7 protein-coding genes and 1 pseudogene are annotated in these 25,552 nt (G+C 73.7%); all 8 read left to right on the top strand.

Going from position 1 to position 25,552, the window contains the following annotated elements:
* Positions 1 to 99 precede the first annotated feature (99 nt).
* The 8 genes and pseudogenes from AC068A_RS24915 to AC068A_RS24880 all read left to right on the top strand — a co-directional run bounded on the left by AC068A_RS24915 (position 100) and on the right by AC068A_RS24880 (position 25,524).
* On the top strand, positions 100 to 16,173 hold the full coding sequence (locus AC068A_RS24915; protein WP_478588330.1) for an SDR family NAD(P)-dependent oxidoreductase: 16,074 nt from the start codon (positions 100 to 102) through the stop codon (positions 16,171 to 16,173).
* A gap of 9 nt (positions 16,174 to 16,182) precedes the next feature.
* Positions 16,183 to 17,541 (top strand): annotated as a pseudogene (locus tag AC068A_RS24910) (type I polyketide synthase); the annotation flags it as partial.
* A 30-nt stretch (positions 17,542 to 17,571) separates the two neighbouring features.
* Positions 17,572 to 18,093, top strand: coding sequence for a flavin reductase family protein (locus AC068A_RS24905; RefSeq protein WP_478588328.1), 522 nt, complete (start codon positions 17,572 to 17,574; stop codon positions 18,091 to 18,093).
* Between the two features lie 48 nt (positions 18,094 to 18,141).
* Positions 18,142 to 19,401 carry an LLM class flavin-dependent oxidoreductase gene (locus AC068A_RS24900; protein ID WP_478588326.1) on the top strand — a complete coding sequence of 420 codons (1,260 nt, stop codon included), beginning with the start codon at positions 18,142 to 18,144 and terminating at the stop codon, positions 19,399 to 19,401.
* A gap of 357 nt (positions 19,402 to 19,758) precedes the next feature.
* Positions 19,759 to 20,526 carry a thioesterase II family protein gene (locus tag AC068A_RS24895; RefSeq protein ID WP_478588324.1) on the top strand — a complete coding sequence of 256 codons (768 nt, stop codon included), beginning with the start codon at positions 19,759 to 19,761 and terminating at the stop codon, positions 20,524 to 20,526.
* A complete protein-coding gene (locus AC068A_RS24890) occupies positions 20,523 to 22,148 on the top strand; it encodes an MFS transporter (RefSeq protein WP_478588322.1) in 1,626 nt (541 codons plus the stop codon). The genes AC068A_RS24895 and AC068A_RS24890 overlap by 4 nt, the downstream gene beginning before the upstream one ends.
* A 44-nt stretch (positions 22,149 to 22,192) precedes the next feature.
* Positions 22,193 to 22,984 carry an ABC transporter ATP-binding protein gene (locus tag AC068A_RS24885; protein WP_478588320.1) on the top strand — a complete coding sequence of 264 codons (792 nt, stop codon included), beginning with the start codon at positions 22,193 to 22,195 and terminating at the stop codon, positions 22,982 to 22,984.
* A complete protein-coding gene (locus AC068A_RS24880) occupies positions 22,984 to 25,524 on the top strand; it encodes an ABC transporter permease (RefSeq protein WP_478588318.1) in 2,541 nt (846 codons plus the stop codon). The genes AC068A_RS24885 and AC068A_RS24880 overlap by 1 nt, the downstream gene beginning before the upstream one ends.
* The last annotated feature ends 28 nt before the right edge of the window (positions 25,525 to 25,552 follow it).

Below are 25,552 nucleotides of genomic sequence, written 5' to 3'. Positions count from 1 at the left end.
GGCATTCACGGGTACCGGCCATAGTGGAACTCCGGTGATCTCCCGGGGTTTTCTCCAATTCTTGATCTGGCAACAGCAATTTAGGTGTGGAGTGTGCAGATGAGCGGGTCCGAAAGCTTCGTTTCCGACCAGCGCGGAGCGGACAACGCGCCCGGCGCACGGTCCGCCCTGCTGAGCCGGCTGGAGCCGCTGCCGGCCGCCGAGCAGGTGCGCGTCTTGCTCGACCTCGTACGGTCGGAGGTGCTGGAGCTCCTGCGCACCGTCCGCGAGGAGCCCCCGGCCCAGGTCCTGCCGGAGCAGCCGTTCAAGGAGCAGGGCCTGGACTCCCTCGGCCTGATCACCCTGCAGGCCCGGGTGAACGCGGCCACGGGGCTGAGCCTGCCGCCCACGGTCGCCTTCGACCACCCCACCCCGGCCGCGCTGGCCGCGTTCCTGCGGGCCGAACTCCTCGGCGACGGCATCGCGATCGACACGCGCCGCCCGGTCACCGCCGCGGCCGTCGACGACAGCGACCCGATCGTCGTGGTCGGCATGGCCTGCCGCTTCCCCGGCGGCGTCGCCGGTCCGGACGACCTGTGGCGCCTGGTCGCCGAGGGCCGCGACGTGCTCTCCGACTTCCCCACCGACCGAGGCTGGGACCTGGACAACCTCTTCGACGCCGACCGGACCGCCTCCGGCAAGAGCTACGTCGACAAGGGCGGCTTCCTGGACACCGCCGCCCTCTTCGACGCGGACTTCTTCGGCATCAGCCCCCGCGAGGCCCAGGCCATGGACCCGCAGCAGCGCCTCATGCTGGAGACCGCCTGGGAGGCGCTGGAGAACACCGGCATCGACCCGACGTCGCTGCGCGGCAGCCGCACCGGCGTCTTCATCGGCGCCGAGGTCCACGAGTACGGCGTCAAGACCGTCGACGCCCCCGAGGGCCTCGACGGCTACCTCATGATCGGCAACGCGCCCAGCGTCGCGACCGGCCGCGTGTCCTACACCCTTGGCCTCGAAGGCCCGGCCATGACCCTCGACACCGCCTGCTCGGGCGCCGTCGTCTCGCTCCACCTGGCCGCCCAGTCGCTGCGCAGCGGTGAATGCTCCCTGGCCCTCATCGGCGGTGTCACCGTCATGGGCAGCCCCGGCATCTTCACCTCCTTCAGCCGCCAGCAGGGCCTGGCCGCCGACGGCCGGGTCAAGGCGTTCGCCGACGCCGCCGACGGCACCGGCTTCTCCGAAGGCGTCGGCCTCCTCGTCGTCGAACGCCTCTCCGACGCCCGCCGGCTCGGCCACACCGTGCACGCCGTCGTCCGCGGCACCTCCGTCAACCAGGACGGCGCCAGCAACGGCCTCACCGCCCCCAGCGGCGTATCCCAGCAGCGCCTGATCCGCCAGGCCCTCGCCAACGCCCGCCTGACCTCCGCCGACGTCGACGCCGTCGACGCGCACGGCACCGGCACCCGGCTCGGCGACCCCATCGAGGCCCAGGCGATCATCGCGACCTACGGCCAGGACCGCCCCGAGGACCAGCCGCTGTGGCTCGGCTCCGTCAAGACCAACCTCGGCCACACCCAGGCCGCGGGCGGCGTCGCCAGCATGATCAAGATGATCATGGCGATGCGCCACCGCACCCTGCCCAAGACCCTGAACGTGGACGCCCCGTCCACCAACATCCGCTGGGAGGCCGGCAACGTCCGCCTCCTCACCGAGGCCCGCCCCTGGGAGCGCACCGGGCGGCCGCGCCGCGCCGGCGTCTCGGCCTTCGGCATCAGCGGCACCAACGCACACGTCATCCTGGAAGAGCCGCCCGCCGAGGACGAAGCCGCCCGGGAGGCCGCAGCACAGGCCGCCCCGCAGGACGGCCGGCTGCTGCCCGTGGTCCTCTCCGCCCGCAACGCCACCGCCCTGCGCGCCCAGGCCGAGCGGCTGCTCGACCAACTCGACGCCCACCCCGCGGCCACCGTCACCGACACCGGCCACACCCTGGCCGCCACCCGCGCCGCCCTCTCCCACCGCGCCGTCGTCCTCGCCGAGGACCGGCCGGGCCTGGAGCGGTCCCTGCGCGCCATCACGGCCGGGCACTCCGCCCCCGGGCTGTTCCTCAACCCCGAGGGCGCCGACGGCTCCGGCCGCCTCGCCTTCCTCTTCACCGGCCAGGGCAGCCAGCGGCTCGCCATGGGCCGCGAGCTGTACGCCGCCCAGCCCGTCTTCGCCAAGGCCCTCGAGGACGCCATCGGCTACCTCGACCTCCAGCTGGAGCACTCCCTGTGGGACGTGCTCTTCGCCGAGGACGGCACGGCCGAGGCCGAACTCCTGCACCAGACCCGGTACGCACAGTGCGCCCTCTTCGCCGTCGAGGTGGCCCTCTTCCGCCTGGTCGAGGCCTGGGGCGTCAAGCCGGACTACCTCGCCGGCCACTCCATCGGCGAGATAGCCGCCGCGCACGCCGCCGGCGTCCTCGGCCTGGAGGACGCCGCCACCCTCGTCGCCGCCCGCGGCCGCCTCATGCAGGAACTCCCCGCCGGCGGCGCCATGATCGCCGTCCAGGCCTCGGAGGCCGAGGTCCTCCCGCTGCTCGCCGGCCACGAGGACAAGGTGACCATCGCGGCGATCAACGGCCCCACGTCCGTGGTCGTCTCCGGCGACGAGGAGACCGCCCTCGCCGTCGCCGCCCGCCTCGCCGAGCAGGGCCGCAAGACCAAGCGGCTGCGGGTCAGCCACGCCTTCCACTCGCCGCTGATGGAGCCGATGCTCGCGGAGTTCCGCCGCGTCGCCCAGATCATGGCGTACCGGGCCCCGCAGATCCCCGTCGTCTCCAACATCACCGGCACCCTCGCCACCACCGAGCAGCTGTGCTCCCCCGAGTACTGGGTCCAGCACGTCCGCGACGCCGTGCGCTTCGCCGACGGCATCCGCTTCCTGGAGGCCGCCGGCGTCACCGCGTACCTCGAACTCGGCCCCGACGCCGTGCTCTCGGCCATGGGCCAGGACTGCGTCAGCGGCGACCGCGGTGCCACCTTCACCCCCGCCCTGCGCCGCGACCGGCCCGAGGAGCGCGAGCTCCTGTCCGCCCTCGCCCTGCTGCACACCGGCGGCACCGACGTCGCCTGGGAGGCCTGCTACGCGGGCCTCGGCGCACGCCGCGTCCAACTGCCCACCTACCCCTTCCAGCGCCGCCACTACTGGCTCCAGGAGCCGCGCCACGACGGCGACCCGGCCGGCCTCGGCCAGATCGCGGCCGGCCACCCGCTGCTCGGCTCGGTGCTGCGCCTGGCCGGAGACGGCGAGGACACCGTCGTCCTGACCGGACGCGTCTCGCTGCGCACCCACCCCTGGCTCGCCGACCACGCCATCGCCGGCGTCCCGCTGCTGCCCGGCACCGCCTTCGTCGAACTCGCCCTGCGCGCCGGCGACGAGGTCGGCGCCGACCTCCTCGAAGAGCTCACCCTCCAGGCGCCCCTCGCGCTGCCCGCCACCGGCGGCGTCGCCGTGCAGGTCGTCGTCGGCGCGGCCGACGCCACCGGCCGCCGCGACATCGGCTTCTTCTCCCGCGCCGAGGACAGCCTCGACGACTCCGCCTGGACCCGGCACGCCACCGGCGTCCTGGCCACCGCCCAGGACCCGGAACCGGCCGCCACCGCCGAAACCCTCGGCATGACCGTGTGGCCGCCGGCCGGTGCGGAACCGGTCGACATCTCCACGCTCTACCCCGACATGGCCGAGAACGGCTACGGCTACGGGCCCGCCTTCCACGGCCTGCGCGCCGTGTGGCGCCGCTCCGGCGAGGTCTTCGCCGAGGTCGCCCTCGGCTCCGACACCGCCGGCCAGGCGGCCGCCTTCGGCCTGCACCCGGCGCTCCTCGACGCCGCCCTGCACGCCACCGACTTCGCCTCCCCGCAGCCGGTGTCCGACGAGACGCGGCTGCCGTTCGCCTGGACGGGCGTCGCGCTGTACTCCACGGGCGCCTCCTCGATCCGCGTACGGATCGCCGCCACCGGGCCGGACGCGGTCTCCCTCGCCATCGCCGACCCGGCCGGCCGGCCCGTCGCCCGGATCGACTCCTTCGTCCTGCGCCCGGTCGACACCGAGACCCTGCGCTCGGCCGGCCGGGCCGGCGCCGCCCCGATGCGCATCGAGTGGAAGCCGGTGCCGGCCCCCGCGGCCGCCGGCACCGACGGCTGGACCGTGGTCCGCCTGGACGCGGACGGCGGCGACACGCTCGACGCCGTCCGCACCGCCACCGGCCGGGCCCTGGAGATCCTGCAGACCTGGCTCGCCGACGAGTCCGCCGAGAACCCGAAGCTCGCCCTCGTCACCCGGGGAGCCGTCGCCGCCACCGCGGACGACACCCCGGACCTCTCCCTGGCCCCCGTCTGGGGCCTGGTCCGCGCCGCCCAGGCCGAGAACCCCGGCCGCATCGCCCTCGTCGACACCGACAGCGACACCGCCGACGCACTGCTCGGCGCGGCCCTGGCCACCGGGGAGCCGGAAACCGCCCTGCGCGACGGCACCGTCCACGTGCCCCGCCTGGTCGCCGGCAGCGTCCCGACGGAGCCCGCGGCCTCGCCGTGGCAGGGGGCGGGCACGGTGCTGATCACCGGTGGCACCGGCGGCCTGGGCGCGCTGGTGGCCCGTCACCTGGTCGCCGAACACGGAGTGCGCCACCTGCTGCTGACGAGCCGCCGGGGAATCGACGCCCCGGGCGCGGCCGAGCTGCGGGCGGAGCTGGCCGAGGCCGGTGCCGAGGCCACGATCGCGGCCTGTGACGTCTCCGACCGCGAGGCGGTCGCCGCGCTGCTCGCCGGGATCGGCACCGACACACCGCCGCTCACCGGCATCGTCCACGCCGCCGGCATCGTCGACGACGGCCTGACGGGTGCCATGACGCCCGAGCGCCTCGACGCGGTCCTTCGGCCCAAGGCCGACGCCGCCTGGCACCTGCACGAGCTGACCACCGAGCTGGGCATCGACCTCAAGGCCTTCGTCCTGTTCTCCTCCACCGCCGGCTTCCTCGACGGCGCGGGCCAGGCCAACTACGCTGCGGCCAACATCTTCCTGGACGCCCTCGCGCACCACCGCGCGGCCGCCGGCCAGGCCGCCACCGCCCTCGCCTGGGGCCTGTGGACCGGCGACGCCGGCATGGGCGCCGCCCTCGACGCCGCCGCGCTCCAGCGCATCGCCAAGCTCGGCCTCGAACCCCTGTCCGCGGACGAGAACCTCGCCTTCCTCGACCGGGCCCTGGAAACCGGCGCGGCCAACGCCGTCCCCGTCCGCGTCGACGCCCACGCACTGCGCGAACGGGCCGACGGAGTACCCGCCGTCCTGCGCGACCTGGTGCCCGCCCGCGCCCCCAAGCGCGCCACCGCCTCCGCAGCGGACAACGGCGCCGTCTCGGTCGCCGACACCCTCGCGGACCGGCTGGCCCCCCTCTCCGCGGCAGACCGCGACGAGGCCCTCCTCGACCTCGTCCGCGCCCAGGTCGCCTCGGTCCTCGGCCACGACGGCGCCGACGCCGTCGAGCCGAACCGGGCCTTCAGCGAGAGCGGCTTCGACTCGCTCGCCGCCGTCGAGCTCCGCAACGGGCTCAACGCGGCCACCGGCCTGCGCCTCACGGCGACCCTCGTCTTCGACTACCCGACCCCCCGCGCCCTCGCCGAGCACCTCGCGAGCAAACTCGCGCCCGCCGACGGCGCAGCAGCCGCAGCCGCCGCACCGGCCGCGCCGGCACCCGCGGCCCGCCAGGCCGCCGACGAACCCATCGCGATCGTCGGCATGGCCTGCCGCTACCCGGGCGGAGTCACCTCGCCCGAGGAGCTGTGGAACCTGGTGGCCGAGGGCCGCGACGGCGTCTCCCTCTTCCCCGCCGACCGCGGCTGGGACGTGGAGGCCCTCTACGACCCGGAGCCCGGTGTTTCCGGCAAGAGCTCCACCCGCGAGGGCGGATTCCTCTACGACGCCGGCGAGTTCGACCCCGAGTTCTTCGGCATCAGCCCGCGCGAGGCGCAGGCGATGGACCCGCAGCAGCGCCTGCTCCTGGAAACCTCCTGGGAGGCGTTCGAGCGGGCCGGCATCGACCCGCTGGCCGCCCGCGGCACCGACACCGGCGTCTTCGCGGGCGTCATGTACCACGACTGGGGCACCCGCCTGGGCGGCCGGATCGCCGAGGAGTACGCCGGCTACGTCGGCAACGGCAGCCTCGCCAGCGTCGTCTCCGGCCGCGTCGCCTACACGCTGGGCCTGGAGGGCCCGGCCGTCACCGTCGACACCGCCTGCTCCTCGTCCCTGGTGGCCCTGCACTGGGCGATCCAGGCACTGCGCTCGGGCGAGTGCTCGCTGGCCCTCGCCGGCGGTGTCACCGTCATGTCCACCCCGGACACCTTCATCGACATGAACCGCCAGCGCGGCCTGTCCTCCGACGGCCGCTGCAAGTCCTTCTCGGCCGCCGCCGACGGCACCGGCTGGGGCGAGGGCGCCGGCATGCTCGTCCTGGAACGCCTGTCCGACGCCCAGGCCAAGGGCCGCCGCATCCTCGCCGTCGTCAAGGGCTCCGCCATCAACCAGGACGGCGCGAGCAACGGCCTGACCGCCCCCAACGGCCCCGCCCAGCGACGCGTCATCGAACGCGCCCTCGCCGGAGCGGGCCTGACCGCCGCGGACGTGGACGCGGTGGAGGCGCACGGCACGGGCACGACGCTGGGCGACCCGATCGAGGCGCAGGCCCTGCTGGCCACCTACGGCCAGGACCGTCCCGAGGACCGGCCGCTGTGGCTGGGCTCCATCAAGTCCAACATCGGCCACACCCAGGCCGCCGCGGGCGTCGCCGGCATCATCAAGATGGTCGAGGCGATGCACCACGGCGTGCTGCCCAGGACCCTCCACGTCGACGAGCCCTCGCCACAGGTGGACTGGGACTCCGGTGCGGTGGAGCTGCTCACCGAGGCCCGCGACTGGCCGGACACCGGCCGCCCGCGCCGGGCCGGCGTCTCCTCCTTCGGCATCAGCGGCACCAACGCCCACGTCATCATCGAGCAGGCCCCCGACCAGCCGGCGGCCCTGCCCGCCGCCGCTGAGGCCCCGGTCGTCCCCTGGGTCGTCACCGGCAAGACCGAGCAGGCCGTACGAGCCCAGGCCGAGCGCCTGCGGACCTACCTGGACACCCTGCCGGACGGTGAACTGACCGCCGCGGGCAAGGCGCTGGCGCTCTCCCGTGCGGCGCTCGAGCACCGTGCCGTGGCCGTCGGCGCCGACCGCGCGGAACTGGCGGCGGCCCTCGAGGCGATCGCCCGCGGCAACGCAGTGGCGGAGGCCGCGACCGGCAAGCTCGCCTTCCTGTTCACGGGCCAGGGTGCGCAGCGGCTCGGGATGGGTCGTGGGCTGTACGAGGCGTTCCCGGTGTTCGCGTCCGCGTTCGATGCGGTGGTGGCAGAACTGGGCCTGCCGCTGATGGAGATCGTGTGGGGTGAGGATGCGGAGCGTCTGAACCGTACGGAGTTCGCGCAGCCGGCGCTGTTCGCGGTCGAGGTGGCGTTGTTCCGGCTGGTGGAGTCGTGGGGCGTGAAGCCCGACTTCCTGGCTGGCCACTCGATCGGCGAGATCGCCGCCGCCCACGTGGCCGGTGTGCTGTCGCTGGCGGACGCGGCCAGGCTGGTGGTCGCCCGCGGCCGCCTGATGCAGGCACTGCCGGCGGGTGGGGCGATGGTCGCGCTCCAGGCGAGCGAGGCGGAGGTTCTTCCGCTTCTGTCGGAGTCGGTGTCTATCGCCGCGGTCAACGGTCCGAATGCGGTCGTGGTCTCGGGCGACGAGGCCGCAGTACTCGCCATCAAGGCGCACTTCGAGGGGGAGGGCCGCAAGGCGACCCGTCTGAAGGTGTCGCACGCGTTCCACTCGCCGCTGATGGACCCGATGCTGGACGAGTTCCGGCAGGTGGCGGCGTCGCTGTCGTACAGCGCCCCGACGATCCCGGTGGTTTCGAACGTCACGGGTGCGGTTGCGGGTGCCGGTGAGCTGACCGATCCGGAGTACTGGGTCGGGCACGTCCGCGAGGCCGTCCGGTTCGCCGACGGCATCCGCGCCCTGGCCGCCGCCGGAGTGGGCACGTTCCTCGAGCTCGGCCCGGACGCGGTCCTGACCGCCATGGGCCAGGACAGCGCCGACGGCGCCTTCATCCCCGCCCAGCGCCGCGACCGCCCCGGTGCCCGTGAGCTGCTGGCTGCGCTCGGCCAGGCGTTCAGCCGCGGCGCCGGCCTCGACTGGAGCCGCCACTTCGACGACCGGCCCACCTCCCACCTCGACCTGCCGACGTACGCCTTCCAGCGCACGCACTACTGGCTGAACCCGGTGGAGAACACCGCCGGAGACGTCGGTTCCGCCGGCCTGACCGCGGTCGACCACCCGGTCCTCAGCGCGGTCGTGGCCTCGCCCGACTCGGACGGCATCGTCGTGACCGGACGGCTCTCCACCGCCGGCCAGCCGTGGACGGCCGACCACGACGTGCTCGGCACGATCCTGCTGCCCGGCACCGGCCTGGTCGAACTGGCCGTGCGGGCCGGCGATGAGGTCGGCTGCGGCCGCCTGGAAGAGCTCACGCTCCAGGCACCGATGGTCCTTCCCGAGCGCGGCGCCCTCGCCCTCCAGGTCGTCGTCGGCGAGGCCGACGCCTCCGGCAGCCGCCCGGTGAGCATCCACTCCCGGCCCGAGGGCTCCGACGGCGCATGGACCCGCCACGCGGCCGGCTCCCTGACCGCCACGCCCGCCGCCCCCGCCTTCGACCTGACGCAGTGGCCGCCGGCCGGCGCCCGGCCGGTTCCGGTGGACGGCCTCTACGAGAGGCTGACCGGCCGGGGCTACGGCTACGGGCCGGTGTTCCAGGGCCTCAAGGCCGCCTGGCGCGACGGCGAGGACGTCTACGCCGAGGTCGAGCTGCCGGAGCAGGCCCACGCCGACGCCGCCCGGTTCGGACTCCACCCGGCGCTCCTCGACGCCGCCATGCACGGCGACCTCGTCGACGCCAACGGCGAAGCCGGCGGCGACACCCTGCTGCCGTTCTCGTGGAGCGGCGTCACCCTGCACGCCGCCGGCGCCACCTCCCTGCGGGTCCTGCTGCGCCGGCTGCGCGGCGACGAGCTGTCCGCCCTGTGGATCGCCGACGCCACCGGCCGCCCGGTCGCCACCGTCGACCAGCTGGTGTCCCGCCCGGTCGCCGCCGAGCAGCTCCGGCAGGCCCGCGGAGACCAGGACGACTCCGTCTTCCGGATCGGCTGGACCGCCCGGCCGGTGCCCGAGGCCGTCACCGGTACCGTCGCCCGCCTCGCCGGACTGCCCGGCCTGGGCTCGGACGTACCGGAGTTCGTCGGCCTCGCCGAGCTCGCCGCGGCGGTCGACACAGGGCAGCCGGCCCCGCGGACCGTGCTCTGCCCGGTCGCCCCGGCCACCGGCGGCAGCGTGCCGGACGCCGCGCACGAGGTGTCGCTCGCCGTCCTGGACACCGTACGGACCTGGCTCGCCGACGAGCGGTTCACCGACTCCCGCCTGGTCGTGGTCACGCAGTACGCCGTCGCCGCCCGCCTGTCGGACACCCTCGACCTCTCCCAAGCCCCCGTCTGGGGTCTGGTGCGCGCCGCGGAGGCCGAGAACCCGGGCCGCTTCGCCCTCCTCGACACCGACGCGGCCGAGGCCTCCCTCGCCGTCCTGCCCGCCGTCGCCGCCGCCGGCGAGCCCGAGGCCGCCGTCCACGACGGACACCTCGCGGTGCCGCGCTTCACCCGCGTCCCCGCCCCGGCGGAGGCCCCGGCCTCGCCGTGGGAGGGCGCCGGCACCGTACTGATCACCGGTGGCACCAGCGGTCTCGGTGCACTGGTGGCCCGTCACCTGGCCGCGGAACACGGCGTGCGCCACCTGCTGCTGACCAGCCGCCGGGGCGCGGACGCGCCCGGTGCGCAGGAGCTGGCGGCCGACCTGGCCGCTCTCGGAGCCCAGGCGAAGATCGTGGCCTGCGACGTCTCCGACCGCGAGGCGGTCGCCGCGCTGCTCGCCGGGATCGGCACCGACACACCGCCGCTGACCGGCATCGTCCACGCGGCCGCCGTCATCGACAGCGGACTGGTCGGCACGCTCACCCCCGAGCGTTTCGCCAAGGTCCTGCGCCCGAAGGCGGACGGCGCCTGGCACCTGCACGAGATCACCACCGAGCTCGGCACGGACCTCAAGGCCTTCGTACTGTTCTCGTCCGCCGGCGGCATGGTGCTGGCGGCGGGCCAGGCCAACTACGCGGCCGCCAACGTCTTCCTCGACGCCCTCGCGCACCACCGTGCGGCCGCCGGCCAGGCCGCCACCGCCCTCGCCTTCGGCATGTGGGCCGTCGACACCGGGCTCGGCGACATCACCGACTCCGACCTCGACCGCATGAAGCGGCTCGGCATGCCGGCACTGACCGCGGACGAGGGCCTCGCGCTCTTCGACGCCGCCCTCGCCACCGGAGCCCACCAGGCCGCCCCCGTCCGGATCGACCGGTCCGTCCTGCGCACCCGCGGCGACGAGGCGCCCGCCCTGCTGCGCGGGCTGGCCGGGGGGCCCGCCCGCCGTGCCGCCCGCACCGCCGAGCCGGCCGCGGCGGCGAGCCGCCTGCAGGAACTGCTGGCCGGCCTCAGCAAGGCCGAACGCGACCGCACCCTGCTGGACCTCGTACGCCGCGAAGTGGCCGCCGTCCTCGGCCACACCGGCCTCGAAGCGGTCGGCCCCGACAAGGCGTTCAAGGAACTGGGCTTCGACTCACTGGCCGCCGTCGAGCTGCGCAACGCGCTCAACGCAGCCACCGGCCTGAAGCTGCCCGCCACGCTCGTCTTCGACTACCCGAACTCCCGCGCCGTGGCCGCCCTCATCACCGAGAAGGCGGAAGGCACGACGGCCGCGGCTCCCGCCACCGCCCTGCCCGCGCCGCGCACCGCCGCCGGCGACGACGCCATCGCCATCATCGGCATCAGCTGCCGCTTCCCCGGAGGCGTCCGGTCCGCCGAGGAGCTGTGGCAGCTCGTGGCCGAGGGCCGGGACGCCGTCACCGAGTTCCCCGTCAACCGCGGCTGGGACCCGCGTGCCGTGTACGACCCGACGCCGGGCACCCCCGGCAAGACGTACACCGTCCATGGCGGCTTCCTGCACGACGCCGACGAGTTCGACCCCGAGTTCTTCGGCATCATGCCCCGCGAAGCGGTGGCCATGGACCCGCAGCAGCGCCTGCTGCTCCAGGGCTCCTGGGAGGCCATCGAGCGGGCCGGCATCGACCCGGCGTCGCTGCGCGGCAGCCAGACCGGCGTGTACGTCGGCGTGATGTACCACGACTACGGCACCCGCGCCCCCGGCACCGCCCCCGACGAGCTGTCGCCTTACCTGGGCAACGGCAGCGCCGGCAGCATCGCCTCCGGCCGCGTCGCGTACACGCTGGGCCTCGAGGGCCCGGCCGTCACCGTCGACACCGCCTGCTCCTCGTCCCTGGTGTCCCTGCACATGGCCTGCCAGGCGCTGCGCCAGGGCGAAGTCTCGATGGCGCTCGCCGGCGGTGTGACCGTGATGCCCACCCCGGAGATCTTCGTCGACTTCAGCCAGCAGCGCGGCCTCGCCGCCGACGGCCGCTGCAAGGCGTTCGCCGGCGCCGCCGACGGCACCGGCTGGTCAGAGGGCATCGGCCTGCTCCTCGTCGAGCGGCTCTCCGACGCCCGCAGGAACGGTCACCCCGTCCTCGCCGTCATCCGCTCCAGCGCCATCAACCAGGACGGTGCGAGCAACGGTCTGACCGCCCCCAACGGGCCGTCCCAGCAGCGCGTCATCCAGCGCGCCCTCGCTCAGGCCGCCCTGGCCGCCGCGGACGTCGACATGATCGAGGGCCATGGCACGGGCACGACGCTGGGCGACCCGATCGAGGCGCAGGCCCTGCTGGCCACCTACGGCCAGGACCGCCCCGAGGACCGGCCGCTGTGGCTGGGCTCCATCAAGTCCAACATCGGCCACGCCCAGGCGGCGTCCGGCGTCAGCGGCGTCATCAAGGCGGTCATGGCCATCCGCGAGGGGGTCATGCCCCGGACCCTCCACGTGGACGAGCCATCGCCGAACGTGGACTGGTCGGCGGGCAGCGTCAAGCTGCTGACCGAGGCCCGAGAGTGGCCGGAGACCGGCCGCCCGCGCCGGGCCGGAGTCTCCTCCTTCGGACTGAGCGGCACCAACGCCCACATCATCCTGGAGCAGGCGGACGAGGCGGCCGAGGCCGCCCGTCCGGAGCCGGCCGAGCAGCCCGGTGGCGACACCCGGCACAGCGCCGCGCTGGTCCTCTCGGCCCGCACCGCGCAGACCCTGCCGGCGCAGGCGGCCCGACTGAAGGACCTGCTGGAGTCGAGCCTCGAGATCGGCCTGTTCGACCTGGGCCACTCGCTGGCCACCTCGCGCGCGGCGCTGGACACCCGGGCCGCCGTGATCGCGGCCGACCGGGCCGAGGCCCTGCGCGGGCTGACCGCGCTGGCCGAGGGCAAGGCCTCTGCAGAGGCGCTGACCGGCAAGGACCGCTCCGACGGCCTGACGGCGTTCCTGTTCACGGGTCAGGGTGCGCAGCGGCTCGGCATGGGCCGTGGGCTGTACGAGGCGTTCCCGGTGTTCGCGGCGGCGTTCGATGCGGTGGTGGCAGAACTGGGCCTGCCGCTGATGGAGATCGTGTGGGGTGAGGATGCGGAGCGTCTGAACCGTACGGAGTTCGCTCAGCCTGCGCTGTTCGCGGTCGAGGTGGCGTTGTTCCGGCTGGTGGAGTCGTGGGGCGTGAAGCCCGACTTCCTGGCGGGCCACTCGATCGGCGAGATCGCCGCTGCCCATGTGGCGGGTGTGCTGTCGCTGGCGGATGCGGCCAGGCTGGTGGTCGCCCGCGGCCGCTTGATGCAGGCACTGCCGGCGGGTGGGGCGATGGTCGCGCTCCAGGCGAGCGAGGCGGAGGTTCTTCCGCTTCTGTCGGAGTCGGTGTCGATCGCCGCGGTCAACGGCCCGAACGCGGTCGTGGTCTCGGGCGACGAGGCCGCAGTACTCGCAACCAAGGCGTACTTCGAGGGGGAGGGCCGCAAGGCGACCCGTCTGAAGGTGTCGCACGCGTTCCACTCGCCGTTGATGGACCCGATGCTGGACGAGTTCCGGCAGGTGGCGGCGTCGCTGTCGTACAGCGCCCCGCGGATTCCGGTGGTTTCGAACGTCACGGGTGCGGTTGCGGGTGCCGGTGAGCTGACCGATCCGGAGTACTGGGTCCGGCACGTCCGCGAGGCCGTCCGGTTCGCCGACGGCATCCGCGCCCTGGCCGCCGCCGGAGTGGGCACGTTCCTCGAGCTCGGCCCGGACGCGGTCCTGACCGCCATGGGCCAGGACAGCGCCGACGGCGCCTTCATCCCCGCCCAGCGCCGCGACCACGACGCCGAGCGCGAGCTGGTCACCGCCGTCGCCCGACTGCACATCGCAGGCATCGGCATCGACTGGGCCGCGTTCCACGAGGGCACCGGAGCCCGACGCGTGGACCTGCCGACGTACGCCTTCGAGAAGCGCAGCTTCTGGCTGGCGGCCCCGTCCCCGGCCGCCGCGGGCGGCGCCACCGGACACGGCCAGCACGACGCCGGGCACCCGCTGCTCAGCGCCGCCATCGCGCTGCCCGACGGCGCGGGCGCCGTCCTCACCGGCCGGCTGTCGACCGCCGCGCAGTCGTGGCTGGCAGACCACCGCGTCCGCGGGCGGATCCTGCTGCCCGGCACGGGACTGGTGGACCTGGCGATCCGGGCGGGCGACGAGGTCGGCTCCGGCCGGCTCGAAGAGCTCACCCTGGAGGCCCCCCTGGTCGTCCCGGAACACGAGGCGCTCGCCCTCCAGGTCGTCGTCGGCGCCGTCGACGCCACGGGCGCCCGCCCGATCGGCATCCACACCCGGCCCGCGGACGGCGACGGGCAGTGGACGCGGCACGCGACCGGCCTCCTCACCGACCAGAGCCCCGAGCCCGGCTTCGACCTCCGGCAGTGGCCGCCGGCCGGTGCGACCCCGCTGCCCGTCGAGGGCGCGTACGAGAGGCTGATCGGCCGGGGCTACGGCTACGGCCCGGTGTTCCAGGGCCTCAAGGCCGCCTGGCGCGACGGCGACGACGTGTACGCCGAGGTCGAGCTGCCGGAGCACGCCCATTTCGACGCCGCCCGGTTCGGACTCCACCCGGCGCTCCTCGACGCCGCCAGCCACGTCGACCTGCTCGACGGCGGGCAGAACACCGTCCTGCCGTTCGTCTGGTCCGGAGTCACCCTGCACGCCGCCGGCGCCTCCTCCCTGCGGGTCCGCCTGCGCCGCCTCGGCGACACGGACACCACCGAGCTGCACGTCGCCGACGCGAGCGGAACGCCGGTGGCGACCGTCGAGGCCCTCGTCGCGCGCCCCGTCGCCGCCGAGCCGGTCGACGGCCTCCACCGCCTCGACTGGGTCGCCGGCCCCGAACTGACCGCCGTACCCGACCGGCTGGTGCCGGTCGCCGAGGCCCTGGCCGACGACACCCCGCAGAGCCGCCCGGCCCTGCTCAGGGTCGCCCCGGCCGGGGGAGAGGGCGCCGACGCCGTCCGGGCCGTGGCCGCCTCCGTCCTGGAGACCCTGCAAGCCTGGCTGGCCCGCCCGGACACGGCCGACGTCCCGCTCGTCGTCGCCACCCGCGACGCCGCCACCACCCCCGGCCTGCCCGGATACGACCTGACCCAGGCCCCGGTCTGGGGCCTGGTACGGGCCGCCCAGGCCGAGCACCCCGGCCGGTTCGTCCTGGTGGACCTCGACGGCACGCCGGAGTCCGAGGCGCTGCTGTCCGCGGCCGCCGGAACCGGCGAGGCCGAACTCGCCCTGCGCGGCGGCCGGGCCCTCGTACCGCGTCTGGCCGCCCTCTCCGCGGGCGACACGGCCGGCGCCGCGCACTGGGACCCCGACGGCACCGTCCTGATCACCGGCGGTACCGGCGGACTGGGTGCGCTGGTGGCCCGCCACCTGGTCGCCGAACACGGGATCAGGCACCTGGTGCTGACCAGCCGGCGCGGCACCGACGCACCGGGCGCCGCCGACTTGGTCGCGGAGCTCGCCGGGTACGGCGCCGAGGCGACCGTCGCCGCCTGCGACGCCGCCGACCGCACCGCCCTGGCCGCCGTCGTGGCCGGCATCCCCGCCGAGCACCCGCTGCGCGGTGTGGTCCACGCGGCCGGCATCGTCGACGACGGGCTGATCGCCTCCCTGGACCGGGCCCGGCTCGACGCCGTGCTCCGGCCCAAGGCGGACGCCGCCCACCACCTGCACGAGCTGACCGCCGGCCTCGACCTGACCGCGTTCGTCCTGTTCTCCTCCACCACGGGCTTCCTCGACAACCCCGGCCAGGCCAACTACGCGGCCGGCAACGTCTTCCTCGACGCCCTCGCCCTGCACCGCCGCACCCTCGGCCTGCCGGCCGTGTCCCTGGCCTGGCACCTGTGGGCCGGCGGCGGCATGGGAGCGCAGCTGGACGCCGCCGTCTTCGAGCGCCAGCAGCGGCTGGGCACGCCCGCCCTCGAACCGGCCGACGGGCTCGCCCTGTTCGACGCCGCGCTCGCCACGGGCGAGGCACTGGTGGTGCCGCTGCGCCTGGACGCGGCGGCCGCGGCCGCCGCGCACGCCACCGTGCCGGCCGTCCTGAGCGCACTGGTCGCGCCGAGCCCGGCCACCGCGCTTCCCGCGGGCCGCCCGCACCGGGCGCGGGCCGCGGCGGCCGCCGAGGCGGCCCCGGCCCAGCCGGAGCCGCTGGAGGACACCCTGGCGCGGCTGCCCCACGAGGAGCGGCTGCGGCTCCTGCTGGAACTCGTCCGCGACCAGGTGGCGGCCGTACGGCACGACGACCCGGCGGCCATCGACACCGAGCGCGGGTTCACCGAGCTCGGCCTGGACTCGCTGGCCGCGATCGAGCTGCGCAACCTGCTCGGCCAGGCAACGGGTCTGCGGCTGCCGGCAACGATGATGTTCGACTACCCGAGCCCCGGCCGGCTGGCGGAGTACCTGCTGGAGGAGCTCGTCCCCGAAGCCGCCCAGGTGCCCGACGCCCCGCAGCCGGCGGCCGAGGAAAGCTCGAGCACCTTCAAGGAGATGGACCTCGACGACCTGGTGCGGGCGGCCCTCCAGTCGGGCCCGACCAAGTGACCGGAGGCTGTGCGCATGGAGATTGAGCGGATCGTCGAGGCGCTCCGGGCGTCGATGACGGAGAACGAGCGTCTGAAGAAGGAAAACGCCCGCCTCAGCGGCGCGGCGACGGAACCGATCGCCATCGTCGGCATGGCCTGCCGGTTCGGCAACGGGGTCGACAGCCCCGACGACCTCTGGCAGCTGGTGCTCGACGGCCGGGACTGCGTCACGCAGTTCCCGGTGGACCGGGGCTGGGACACCGAGGGGCTCTACGACCCCGAGCACGGCGCCCCGGGCAAGAGCATCACCCGGGAGGGGGCGTTCATCCACGACGTCGCGGACTTCGACGCCGACCTGTTCGGCATCTCGCCGCGCGAGGCCCTGGAGGTCGACCCGCAGCAGCGCCTGCTGCTGGAAACCGCCTGGGAGGCCATCGAGAACGCCCGGATCGACCCCACGTCGCTCAAGGGGACGAAGACCGGGGTGTTCACCGGCCTGATGTACCACGAGTACGAGGGCGCGAGCACCGGCGGCAGCCTCGTCAGCGGCCGCATCGCGTTCACCCTGGGCCTTGAGGGCCCGGCCGTGACCGTGGACACCGCCTGCTCCTCGTCGCTGGTGGCCATCCACCTGGCCATGCAGGCGCTGCGCCGGGGCGAGTGCTCCCTCGCCCTGGCCGGCGGCGTCACCGTGATGGCCTCGCCCGAGACGTTCCAGTACTTCACCAAGCAGAAGGGCCTCTCGCCCGACGGCCGGTGCCGCTCCTTCGCCGCGTCCGCGGACGGCACCGGCTGGGGCGAGGGCTCCGGGCTCCTGCTGCTCGAACCGCTGTCACAGGCGCAGCGCGAGGGACACCGCGTGCTCGCCGTCGTCCGGGGCTCCGCCCTCAACCAGGACGGCGCCTCCAGCGGCCTGACCGTACCCAACGGCCCCGCCCAGCGACGGGTCATCCGGCAGGCCCTGGCCTCCGGCGGACTGGGCACCGGCGACGTGGACGTCGTCGACGCCCACGGCACGGCCACCCGGCTCGGCGACCCGATCGAGGCGCAGGCGCTGCTCGCGACGTACGGTCAGAACCGGAGCGAGGACCGGCCGCTGTGGCTCGGCTCCGTCAAATCCAACCTGGGGCACACCCAGGCGGCCGCAGGCGTGGCCTCCGTCATCAAGATGGTGCAGTCCATCCGCCACGGGGTCCTGCCGCGCACGCTCCACGTGGACGAGCCGACACCCCGGGTCGACTGGGAGGCCGGGGAGGTCCGGCTGCTGACCGAGGAGCGGCCCTGGCCCGAGGTCGGCCGCCCCCGGCGCGCCGGAGTCTCGTCCTTCGGAATCAGCGGCACCAACGCCCACATGATCATCGAAGAGGCTCCGCCCGCCCCCGAGGGCGCAGCGGCCTGAATGAGAGACGAGTGGCCCATGACCTCCACCATTCATTCCCCCGCGCTCGCCGAGCGGATATCCTCCGAGGAATTCCGCCATGTCCTCGGTCATTTCGGCAGCGGTGTGACGGTAATATCGGGGATGCACGCGGGCGACCCCGTCGGATTTGCCTGCCAGTCGTTTTCCTCGCTGTCCGTCGATCCGCCGCTGGTGACGTTCTCGGTGGCACGCACGTCCACCTCGTGGCCCCGGATCGAGGCATCGGGCTCCTTCTGCGTCAACGTCCTCTCCGCCGCCCAGGAGAAGATCTGCCGGGACTTCGCCGTCAGCGGCGCGGACAAGTTCGCCGGGGTGGACTGGACCCCCGCCGCGGCCACCGGCTCGCCGGCCCTCGACGGCGCCCTCGCCACCATCGACTGCGACATCGAGGCGGTCCACCCCGGAGGCGACCACGTGATCGTCGTCGGCCGGGTGCGCGCCCTGCGCACCGCCGACGACGGCGCCGGCCCCGGCCCCCTGCTGTTCTACCGCGCGGCCTTCCGCCGGCTCTCGCCCTGAACCGGGCCCTTCACCCCACGTACGCGAACCACCAACCGGAGGAAAGACATGCGATTCGGCCTCATCTACCACCACCAGCTGCCGCGCCCGTGGGCCGAGGACAGCGAGGAGCGGCTCTTCAACGAGTCCCTGGAGCAGATCGAGCTCGCCGACGAGCTGGGCTTCGACTACGCCTGGGCGACCGAGCACCACTTCCTGGAGGAGTACTCGCACTCCTCCGCCCCCGAGGTGTTCCTGGCCGCCGCCGCCGCGCGCACCAAGAACATCCGCCTCGCGCACGGCATCGTCTCGCTGCCCTCGGACGTCAACCACCCGGTGCGCGTCGCCGAGCGCCTGGCCACCCTCGACCTGGTCTCCGGCGGCCGCGTGGACTTCGGCTCCGGCGCCGGCAGCTCGCAGCTGGAACTGGAGGCCTTCGGAGTCGACCGCGACACCAAGAAGGAGCAGTGGGAGGAGTCCCTGGAGGTCGTCACCCGCCTGCTGTCGGAGACGCCGTTCACCGGCCACGAGGGCAAGTACGTCAGCGTGCCCCCGCGCAACCTGCTGCCCAAGCCGAAGCAGAAGGCCCACCCGCCGCTGTGGATGGCGTGCAGCGCCCGCACCACCATCGAGACCGCGGCCCGCCACGGCATCGGCGCCCTGTCCTTCTCCTTCGTCTCCCCCGAGGAAGCCAAGGAATGGGTCGACACCTACTACCGGATCATCGAGTCCGACGAGTGCACGCCGATCGGCCGGACCGTCAACCCCAACTTCTCGGTGGTCCTGCCGTTCATGTGCCACGAGGACGAGGACACCGCCCTGGACCGCGGCCTTGACGGCGCCCACTTCTTCTCGTACTCGCTGATGCACTACTACATCACCGGCCAGCACAAGCCGGGAACCACCGACGTGTGGCAGGAGTTCCAGAACAACCGCGAGGCCGTCGGCCTCGTCCGCAACCCGCCGCCGGTCGACGACGGCGTCGAGCTGACCCCCGAGGTCAAGGGCATGCTGGCGCAGATCACCTCGCTGCGCCGCGGCATCGGCACCCCGGAGCAGATCCGCGACCTGGTGCGCCGCTACGAGGAGGCCGGCGTCGACCAGATCATCTTCTCGGTGCAGATCGGCAAGAACCGGCACGAGCACATCGTCGAGTCGCTCAAGCTGTTCGCCTCCGAGGTGCTGCCCGAGTTCGCCGAGCGCCGCGAAGAGGCCGACGCCGCGAAGCAGGCCCGCCTGGAGGTCGCCGTCAAGGAGGCCCTCACCCGCGTCAAGGTCCACGACGCCGACGTGTCGGACTACGTCATCGCGCCCGAGCTGGCCGGCTGACGCCCCCGACCCGTACGCCCCCCGACGGCCGGCACCCCGCAACGACGCAGGGTGCCGGCCGCCGGCGTTTTCCCGCACCGGCCGGCAAAGCCGACGGAATTCCCCTGCCGGCCGTCTTCCGTCCGGCTTCCGTCGGGTTTCCGACGGCGCCGCGTTAGGGGTGGGGGAAGGGTCCTCTTAGGGGTCCGCGGAGTGGAAAACGGAGCCCCGCCACCCCTTAAATGATACGGGCGACCAAACGCGGACCGGACGGCGCTTCATTCACCCTCGCCGATTCATTTCCGGCATCCGGGACGGAGATCGCCGCATCCTCCATGGCAGGAAAGCCAATTCTCTAGGGAAGGGATATTGAGGGACATGGCCGTAGCAACACCGGGCACCAGCGCCTGGATTCGGCGGTTCCATCCCGCCCCCGAAGCGGCGACGAGACTCGTCTGCCTGCCCCACGCCGGCGGGTCGGCCTCGTACTACTTCGCGTGCTCCCGGGCACTGGCGCCCGACATCGACGTCGTCGCCGTCCAGTACCCCGGCCGCCAGGACCGCCGCCACGAGGCGTGCATCGACGACATCCACCGCCTCGCCGACGCCCTGCTGCCCGAACTCCTGCCGTGGGCCGACCGCCCGCTGGCCCTCTTCGGACACAGCATGGGCGCCTCGGTGGGCTTCGAAGTGGCCCGGAAACTGGAGCAGCACGGCGCCACCGTGCTCGGATTCTTCGCCTCCGGCCGCCGCGCCCCCTCCGCCTTCCGCGACGAGCGCGTGCACCAGCTGACGGACGACCAGCTCATCGCCGACATCGAGCGCCTCAGCGGAACGGACAGCCAGGTGCTCGACGACCCCGAGATCCTGCGCCTGGTCCTCCCCTCCGTACGCAGCGACTACAAGGCCGCGGAGACCTACCGCTTCCAGGGCGGACCGAAGCTCTCCTGCCCCGTCGTCGCCCTCACCGGAGACGCGGACCCCCAGGTCACCCTCGACGAGGCCCGGGCCTGGAGCGCCCACACCGAAGGCGCCTTCGACCTCCAGGTCTTCTCCGGCGGCCACTTCTTCCTCAACACCCGGGCGGCCGAGGTCCTGGGGACCATCCGCCACCACATGACCCGCACTTGGGGGGCCACCGTATGACAGCCACCATCGAAGGGCCGGCGGCCCTGACCGACGGACCGCGCGCCGGGCGCAAGGAGTGGATCGCGCTCGCCGTCCTCGTCCTGCCGCTGCTGCTGACGTCGATGGACGTGACGGTGCTCTACTTCGCAGTGCCGTCCATCGCCGCCGAACTCCAGCCCTCCAGCACCCAGCTGCTGTGGATGATCGACATCTACGCCTTCGTGCTGGCCGGCATGCTCATCACGATGGGCAACGTCGGCGACCTCATCGGCCGCCGCCGCCTGCTGCTCATCGGTTCGACCCTCTTCGGCGCGGCGTCTCTGCTGGCCGCCTTCGCCGGCAGCGCCGAGCTCCTCGTCCTCGCCCGTGCCCTCCAGGGGCTCGGCGGAGCCACCCTCATGCCGTCCACGCTGTCGCTGGTCAGCAACATGTTCCGCAACGACCAGCAGCGGCGTACGGCCATCTCCATCTGGGCCATCGGCCTGTCCGCCGGCGCCGCGATCGGCCCGGTCATCAGCGGCTCGCTGCTGAACTCCTTCTGGTGGGGCTCGATCTTCCTCATCAACATCCCGGTCCTCGCCGTGCTCCTCGTCGTCGTGCCGCTGCTGGTGCCGGAGTTCCGCCGGCCCCGCTCCGAGGCCGGCCGCTTCGACCTGCTCAGCTCCCTGCTCTCGCTCGCCGGTGTGCTGTCCGTGATCTGGGGCCTCAAGGAGGTCGCCACGCACGGACTGGAGTGGGACCGCGTGGCCGCCATGGGCGCCGGCGCCGTCCTGCTCGGCGTGTTCCTGCGCCGCCAGACCCGGCTGAGCCACCCGATGATCGAGCCCGCGCTGTTCCGCCGCCGCGGCTTCAGCCCGTCCATCAGCCTCAGCCTGATCGCCTTCTTCTGCCTGATCGGCTTCAGCGTCTTCACCACGCAGTACCTCATGGACGTCCTCGACTTCGGCCCGCTGAAGGCCGCCCTGTGGACGATGCCGCCGCCGGCGATCACGATGCTGGTCGCACCGTTCGCGGTGGTCCTGGCCGGCCGGATCCCGCCCGCCTACGTCATCAGCGGCGCCTTCGTCCTCGTGGCGGCCGGCTTCACCGCCATGACACAGGTCGGCGTCGAGCAGAACCTGCCGCTGGTCATCGGCGGAGCCACCGCCATCGGCGTCGGCGCCGCCATCGTCCTCACCCTCGTCACCGACCTGGTCGTCGCGGCCGCCCCGCCCGAGCGCGCCGGCTCGGTCTCCGCGCTGACCCAGACCTTCCAGGAACTCGGCGGCGCCCTCGGCATCGCCGTCTTCGGCAGCATCGGCACCGCCGTCTACCACAGCGCCATGGACGACAGCGCGCTGCCCGGAGTCCCCGCCGACGCCGTCGCCGCCGCCCGCCAGACCCTCGGCGGTGCCGCCGACGCCGCCTCGCGACTGGGCGGCGAACCGGCCAAGGCCCTTCTCGCCGCAGCGGAGCACTCCTTCGCCGAGGCCCTGAACACGGCCGCCGTCTTCGGCTCCGTGGTCGCGTTCGCCACCGCAGCGTTCGTCGTCTGGCGCCTGCGGCACGTACGCAGCATCCAGCCGCAAGGCGCCCCCGAGACCGCGGGCGCACCCCAGCACCAGCAGGCCCAGGCCGCCCCGGCGGCCGCCGGCCGGTGAAGCCCGGAAACACCATGACGTCACAGAGCTACGAGGAGAATGTGTTGGGTACCAACGGGACGGACACGGGCCGCGCGACGGTCAGCCTGAGCGCTGTGGAGAAGGTCTACACCCGGGGCAGCACCTCGGTGGCCGCACTGGCAGGAGTGTCCATCGGATTCCAGAAGGGCACCTTCACCGCGGTGATGGGGCCCTCCGGTTCGGGCAAGAGCACCCTGCTGCACTGCGCGGCCGGGCTGGACACGCCGACCGCCGGAACGGTCACCATCGACGGTGTCGACCTGGCCGGCAAGAACGAGACAGAACTGACCCTCCTGCGCAGGGACAAGATCGGCTTCATCTTCCAGGCGTTCAACCTGCTTCCGGCACTCACGGTGACGCAGAACGTCGTCCTGCCGCTGCAGCTCTCGGGCCGCCGGATCAACAAGACCTTCGTCCAGCAGGTGATCGACAGCGTCGGCCTCGGCGAACGCGCCCACCACCGCCCGGCGGAGCTCTCCGGCGGCCAGCAGCAGCGCGTGGCCATCGCCCGGGCCCTGGTCAGCCAGCCCGCGGTGATCTTCGCGGACGAGCCGACCGGCGCCCTGGACACCCGCACCGCACGCGAAGTGCTCACCCTCCTCGCGGACACCGTGCACCAGGGCGGGCAGACCATCGTCATGGTCACCCACGACCCGGTCGCCGCCTCCTACGCCGACCGCGTCGTCTTCCTGGCGGACGGCCGCATCGCATCCGAGATGTACGGCCCGACGGCCGCCGCCGTCGCCGAGCAGATGACCCTGCTCGGCGACGCGGTCGCCGCCGGCCGCCCGCTCGCCTCCCTCGGGAGCGTGTGATGTTCCAGCTGTCCCTGCGCATGGTGCGCTTCCGCTGGCGCAGCCTCGCGGCCACGTTCTTCGTGATGCTCCTCGCCGGAACGATCATGACGGCCGGCGGTGCCCTCATGGAGACCGGCGCGCGTGCGGTGCTGCCGGCCCAGCGGCTGGACGCCGCCGCCGTCGTCGTCGCCGGCAACGGCACGTACGAGGAGGCCGGCAGCCCGGTCGCCCAGTACAACGAGCGGGTCCGCATCGACGTCGGACTCGCCGACCGGCTCCGGTCGCTGCCCGGCGTCGAGCAGGCCGTCGTCGACCACTCGTTCGCCGCCACCGTCGTCCGGGACGCCAAGCCCCTCGGCAAGGAGGACAAGTCCTTCGGCCACGGCTGGCAGTCCGCAGCCCTGATGCCCTACCGGCTCACCGACGGCCGGGAGCCCTCGGCGAGCGGCGAGGTCGTCCTCGACACCGCCGTCGCGGCCGAGGCCGGCGCCTCCGTCGGCTCCCGGGTCGACATCGCCGCCAACGGCCAGGTCCGCCAGTTCACCGTCACCGGTATCGCCCGGCCGACCGCCGACGCGGTGGAGACCAGCCTGTTCTTCTCCGCCGCCGACATCCGCAGCCTCTCCCGCACCCCGGACAAGGCGGACGACATCGGCCTGCTGACCGCACCGGGCACCGACATCCCCCGGCTGGTCGCCGAGGTCGAGAAGGTCCTCGCCGGCACCAACGCCATCGCCCTGACCGGCGACGAGCGGGGCAAGGCCGAGTACGCGGAGATCGACATGACCGACCTTCTGGTCATCGCCGGCCTCCTCGCCGCCCTCGCCCTGATGGTCGGCATCCTCGGCGTCGCCTCGACCCTGTCGCTCTCCTTCCAGCAGCGGCACAAGGAGATGGCGCTGCTGCGCGCCGTCGGCACCACCCCGAAGCAGCTGCGCCGCATGATCGTCGGCGAGACGCTCAGCATCGCGCTGATCGCCACCCTGCTCAGCGCCGTGCCCGGGCTCCTGGTCGGCAAATGGCTCTTCGACCGGCTGACCGACACCGGCATCGCCCCCGAGGGCTTCATCTTCTACCGGGGCTGGCTGCCGACCACCATCGCCGGCGCCGTCGCGCTCCTGGCCTCCGGCATCGCCGCCGTCCTCGCCGGCCGCCGGGCGACCCTGACCAAGCCGGCCGAGGCGCTCGCCGCCGAGGCCACCGAGAAGTACCGCCTCGGCAAGATCCGCCCGACCTTCGCGGTCATCTGCCTGCTGCTGACCGCGAACCTGTGGTTCGTCGCACTGAACCTGGTCACCGGCCCGCTCATCGCCAGCCCCTCGACCTTCGCGTCGATCTTCTTCGCCGTCGGCCTGTCCCTGCTCGGACCGAGCATCGCCAAGGGCCTCACCAAGGCCATCGCCCCGGTGCTGCGCCGCTTCTCCGGCCTCTCCGGCTACCTCGCCGGGCTCAACACCCAGATGCGGGCGGTCCGCCTGGCCTCCGTCATCACACCGATCATGCTGCTCACCGGCATCGCCACCGCCAACCTGTACCTGGTCTCCACCGAGAGCAGCGTCAAGTCCGTGTACACCGAGACCCTGGCCAGCGACGCCGTCCTGCGCGGCGGCCCCGGCGGCCTGGGCCCGGACGTGCTCGACAAGGTCCGCGCCCTTCCCGAGGTCGCCGCAGCCTCCGAGTTCTCCGCCAGCGTCGGCTTCATCAAGAGCCCGAAGGACCCGTGGGGCAACAAGGACCTCGAGGGCTGGCAGCTGCTCGGGTACACCCCCGACGCCGCCGCCGCGGTGGGCGCCGCCAAGCAGGCCGAGGGCCGCCTCGCCGACCTCGACGACAAGTCCGTCGTCCTCGACGCGAAGTTCTCCAAGGAGCTCAAGGCCGGCATCGGCGATTCCGTCACCGTCGGCTTCGGCGACGGCTCCCAGGAGACGCTGAAGGTCGTGGCGCTCACCGACACCAAGCAGAGCTTCGAGTCGGTGATGGTGTCGGCCCGCACCCTGGCCCGCCACACCACCGCGGGCCTGCCCAGCCACATCGTCGTGGCGCCCAAGCCGGGCGTCGACGACCGGCAGATGGCAGCTGCCCTCGGCACCGTCGCCAATGGCCTGGCCGGCGCCGAGGTCGTCGACCGCGACCGGCTCACCGACGCCTTCGCCCACCACCTCGGCGCCCAGGCGCTGGTCAGCTACCTGATGGTCGGCACCCTCCTCGGCTTCATCACCATCTCCGTGATGAACAGCCTCTGGCTGGCCGTCCGCGGCCGCGCCCGCGAGTTCGCGCTCCAGCGCCTCACCGGGGCCACCAAGGCCCAGGTCCTGCGGATGATGGCCGTCGAGGGCGGCGTGACCGCCGTGATCGGCATCGCACTGGGCACGCTCGTGGCCCCGATGACGCTGATCCCCTTCTGCATCGCCCGGGCGGACCGGCTCATCCCCGCCGGCCCGGCGTGGATGTACTTCGCCGTGGTGGGCTTCGCCGCCCTCCTGACGATGGGCGCCACGCTCCTCCCGGCCCGACAGGCCCTCAAGGAGCGGCCCATCGAAGCCGCGCTGGCCGCCTGACGGCCCGGGTCGGCACCCCCGGCCCGCC

The sequence above is a fragment of the Streptomyces sp. NPDC043854 genome, from assembly GCF_056436005.1.
Note: the sequence above shows the minus strand (reverse complement) of the source record. Positions and strands in the feature narration are given on the sequence as shown.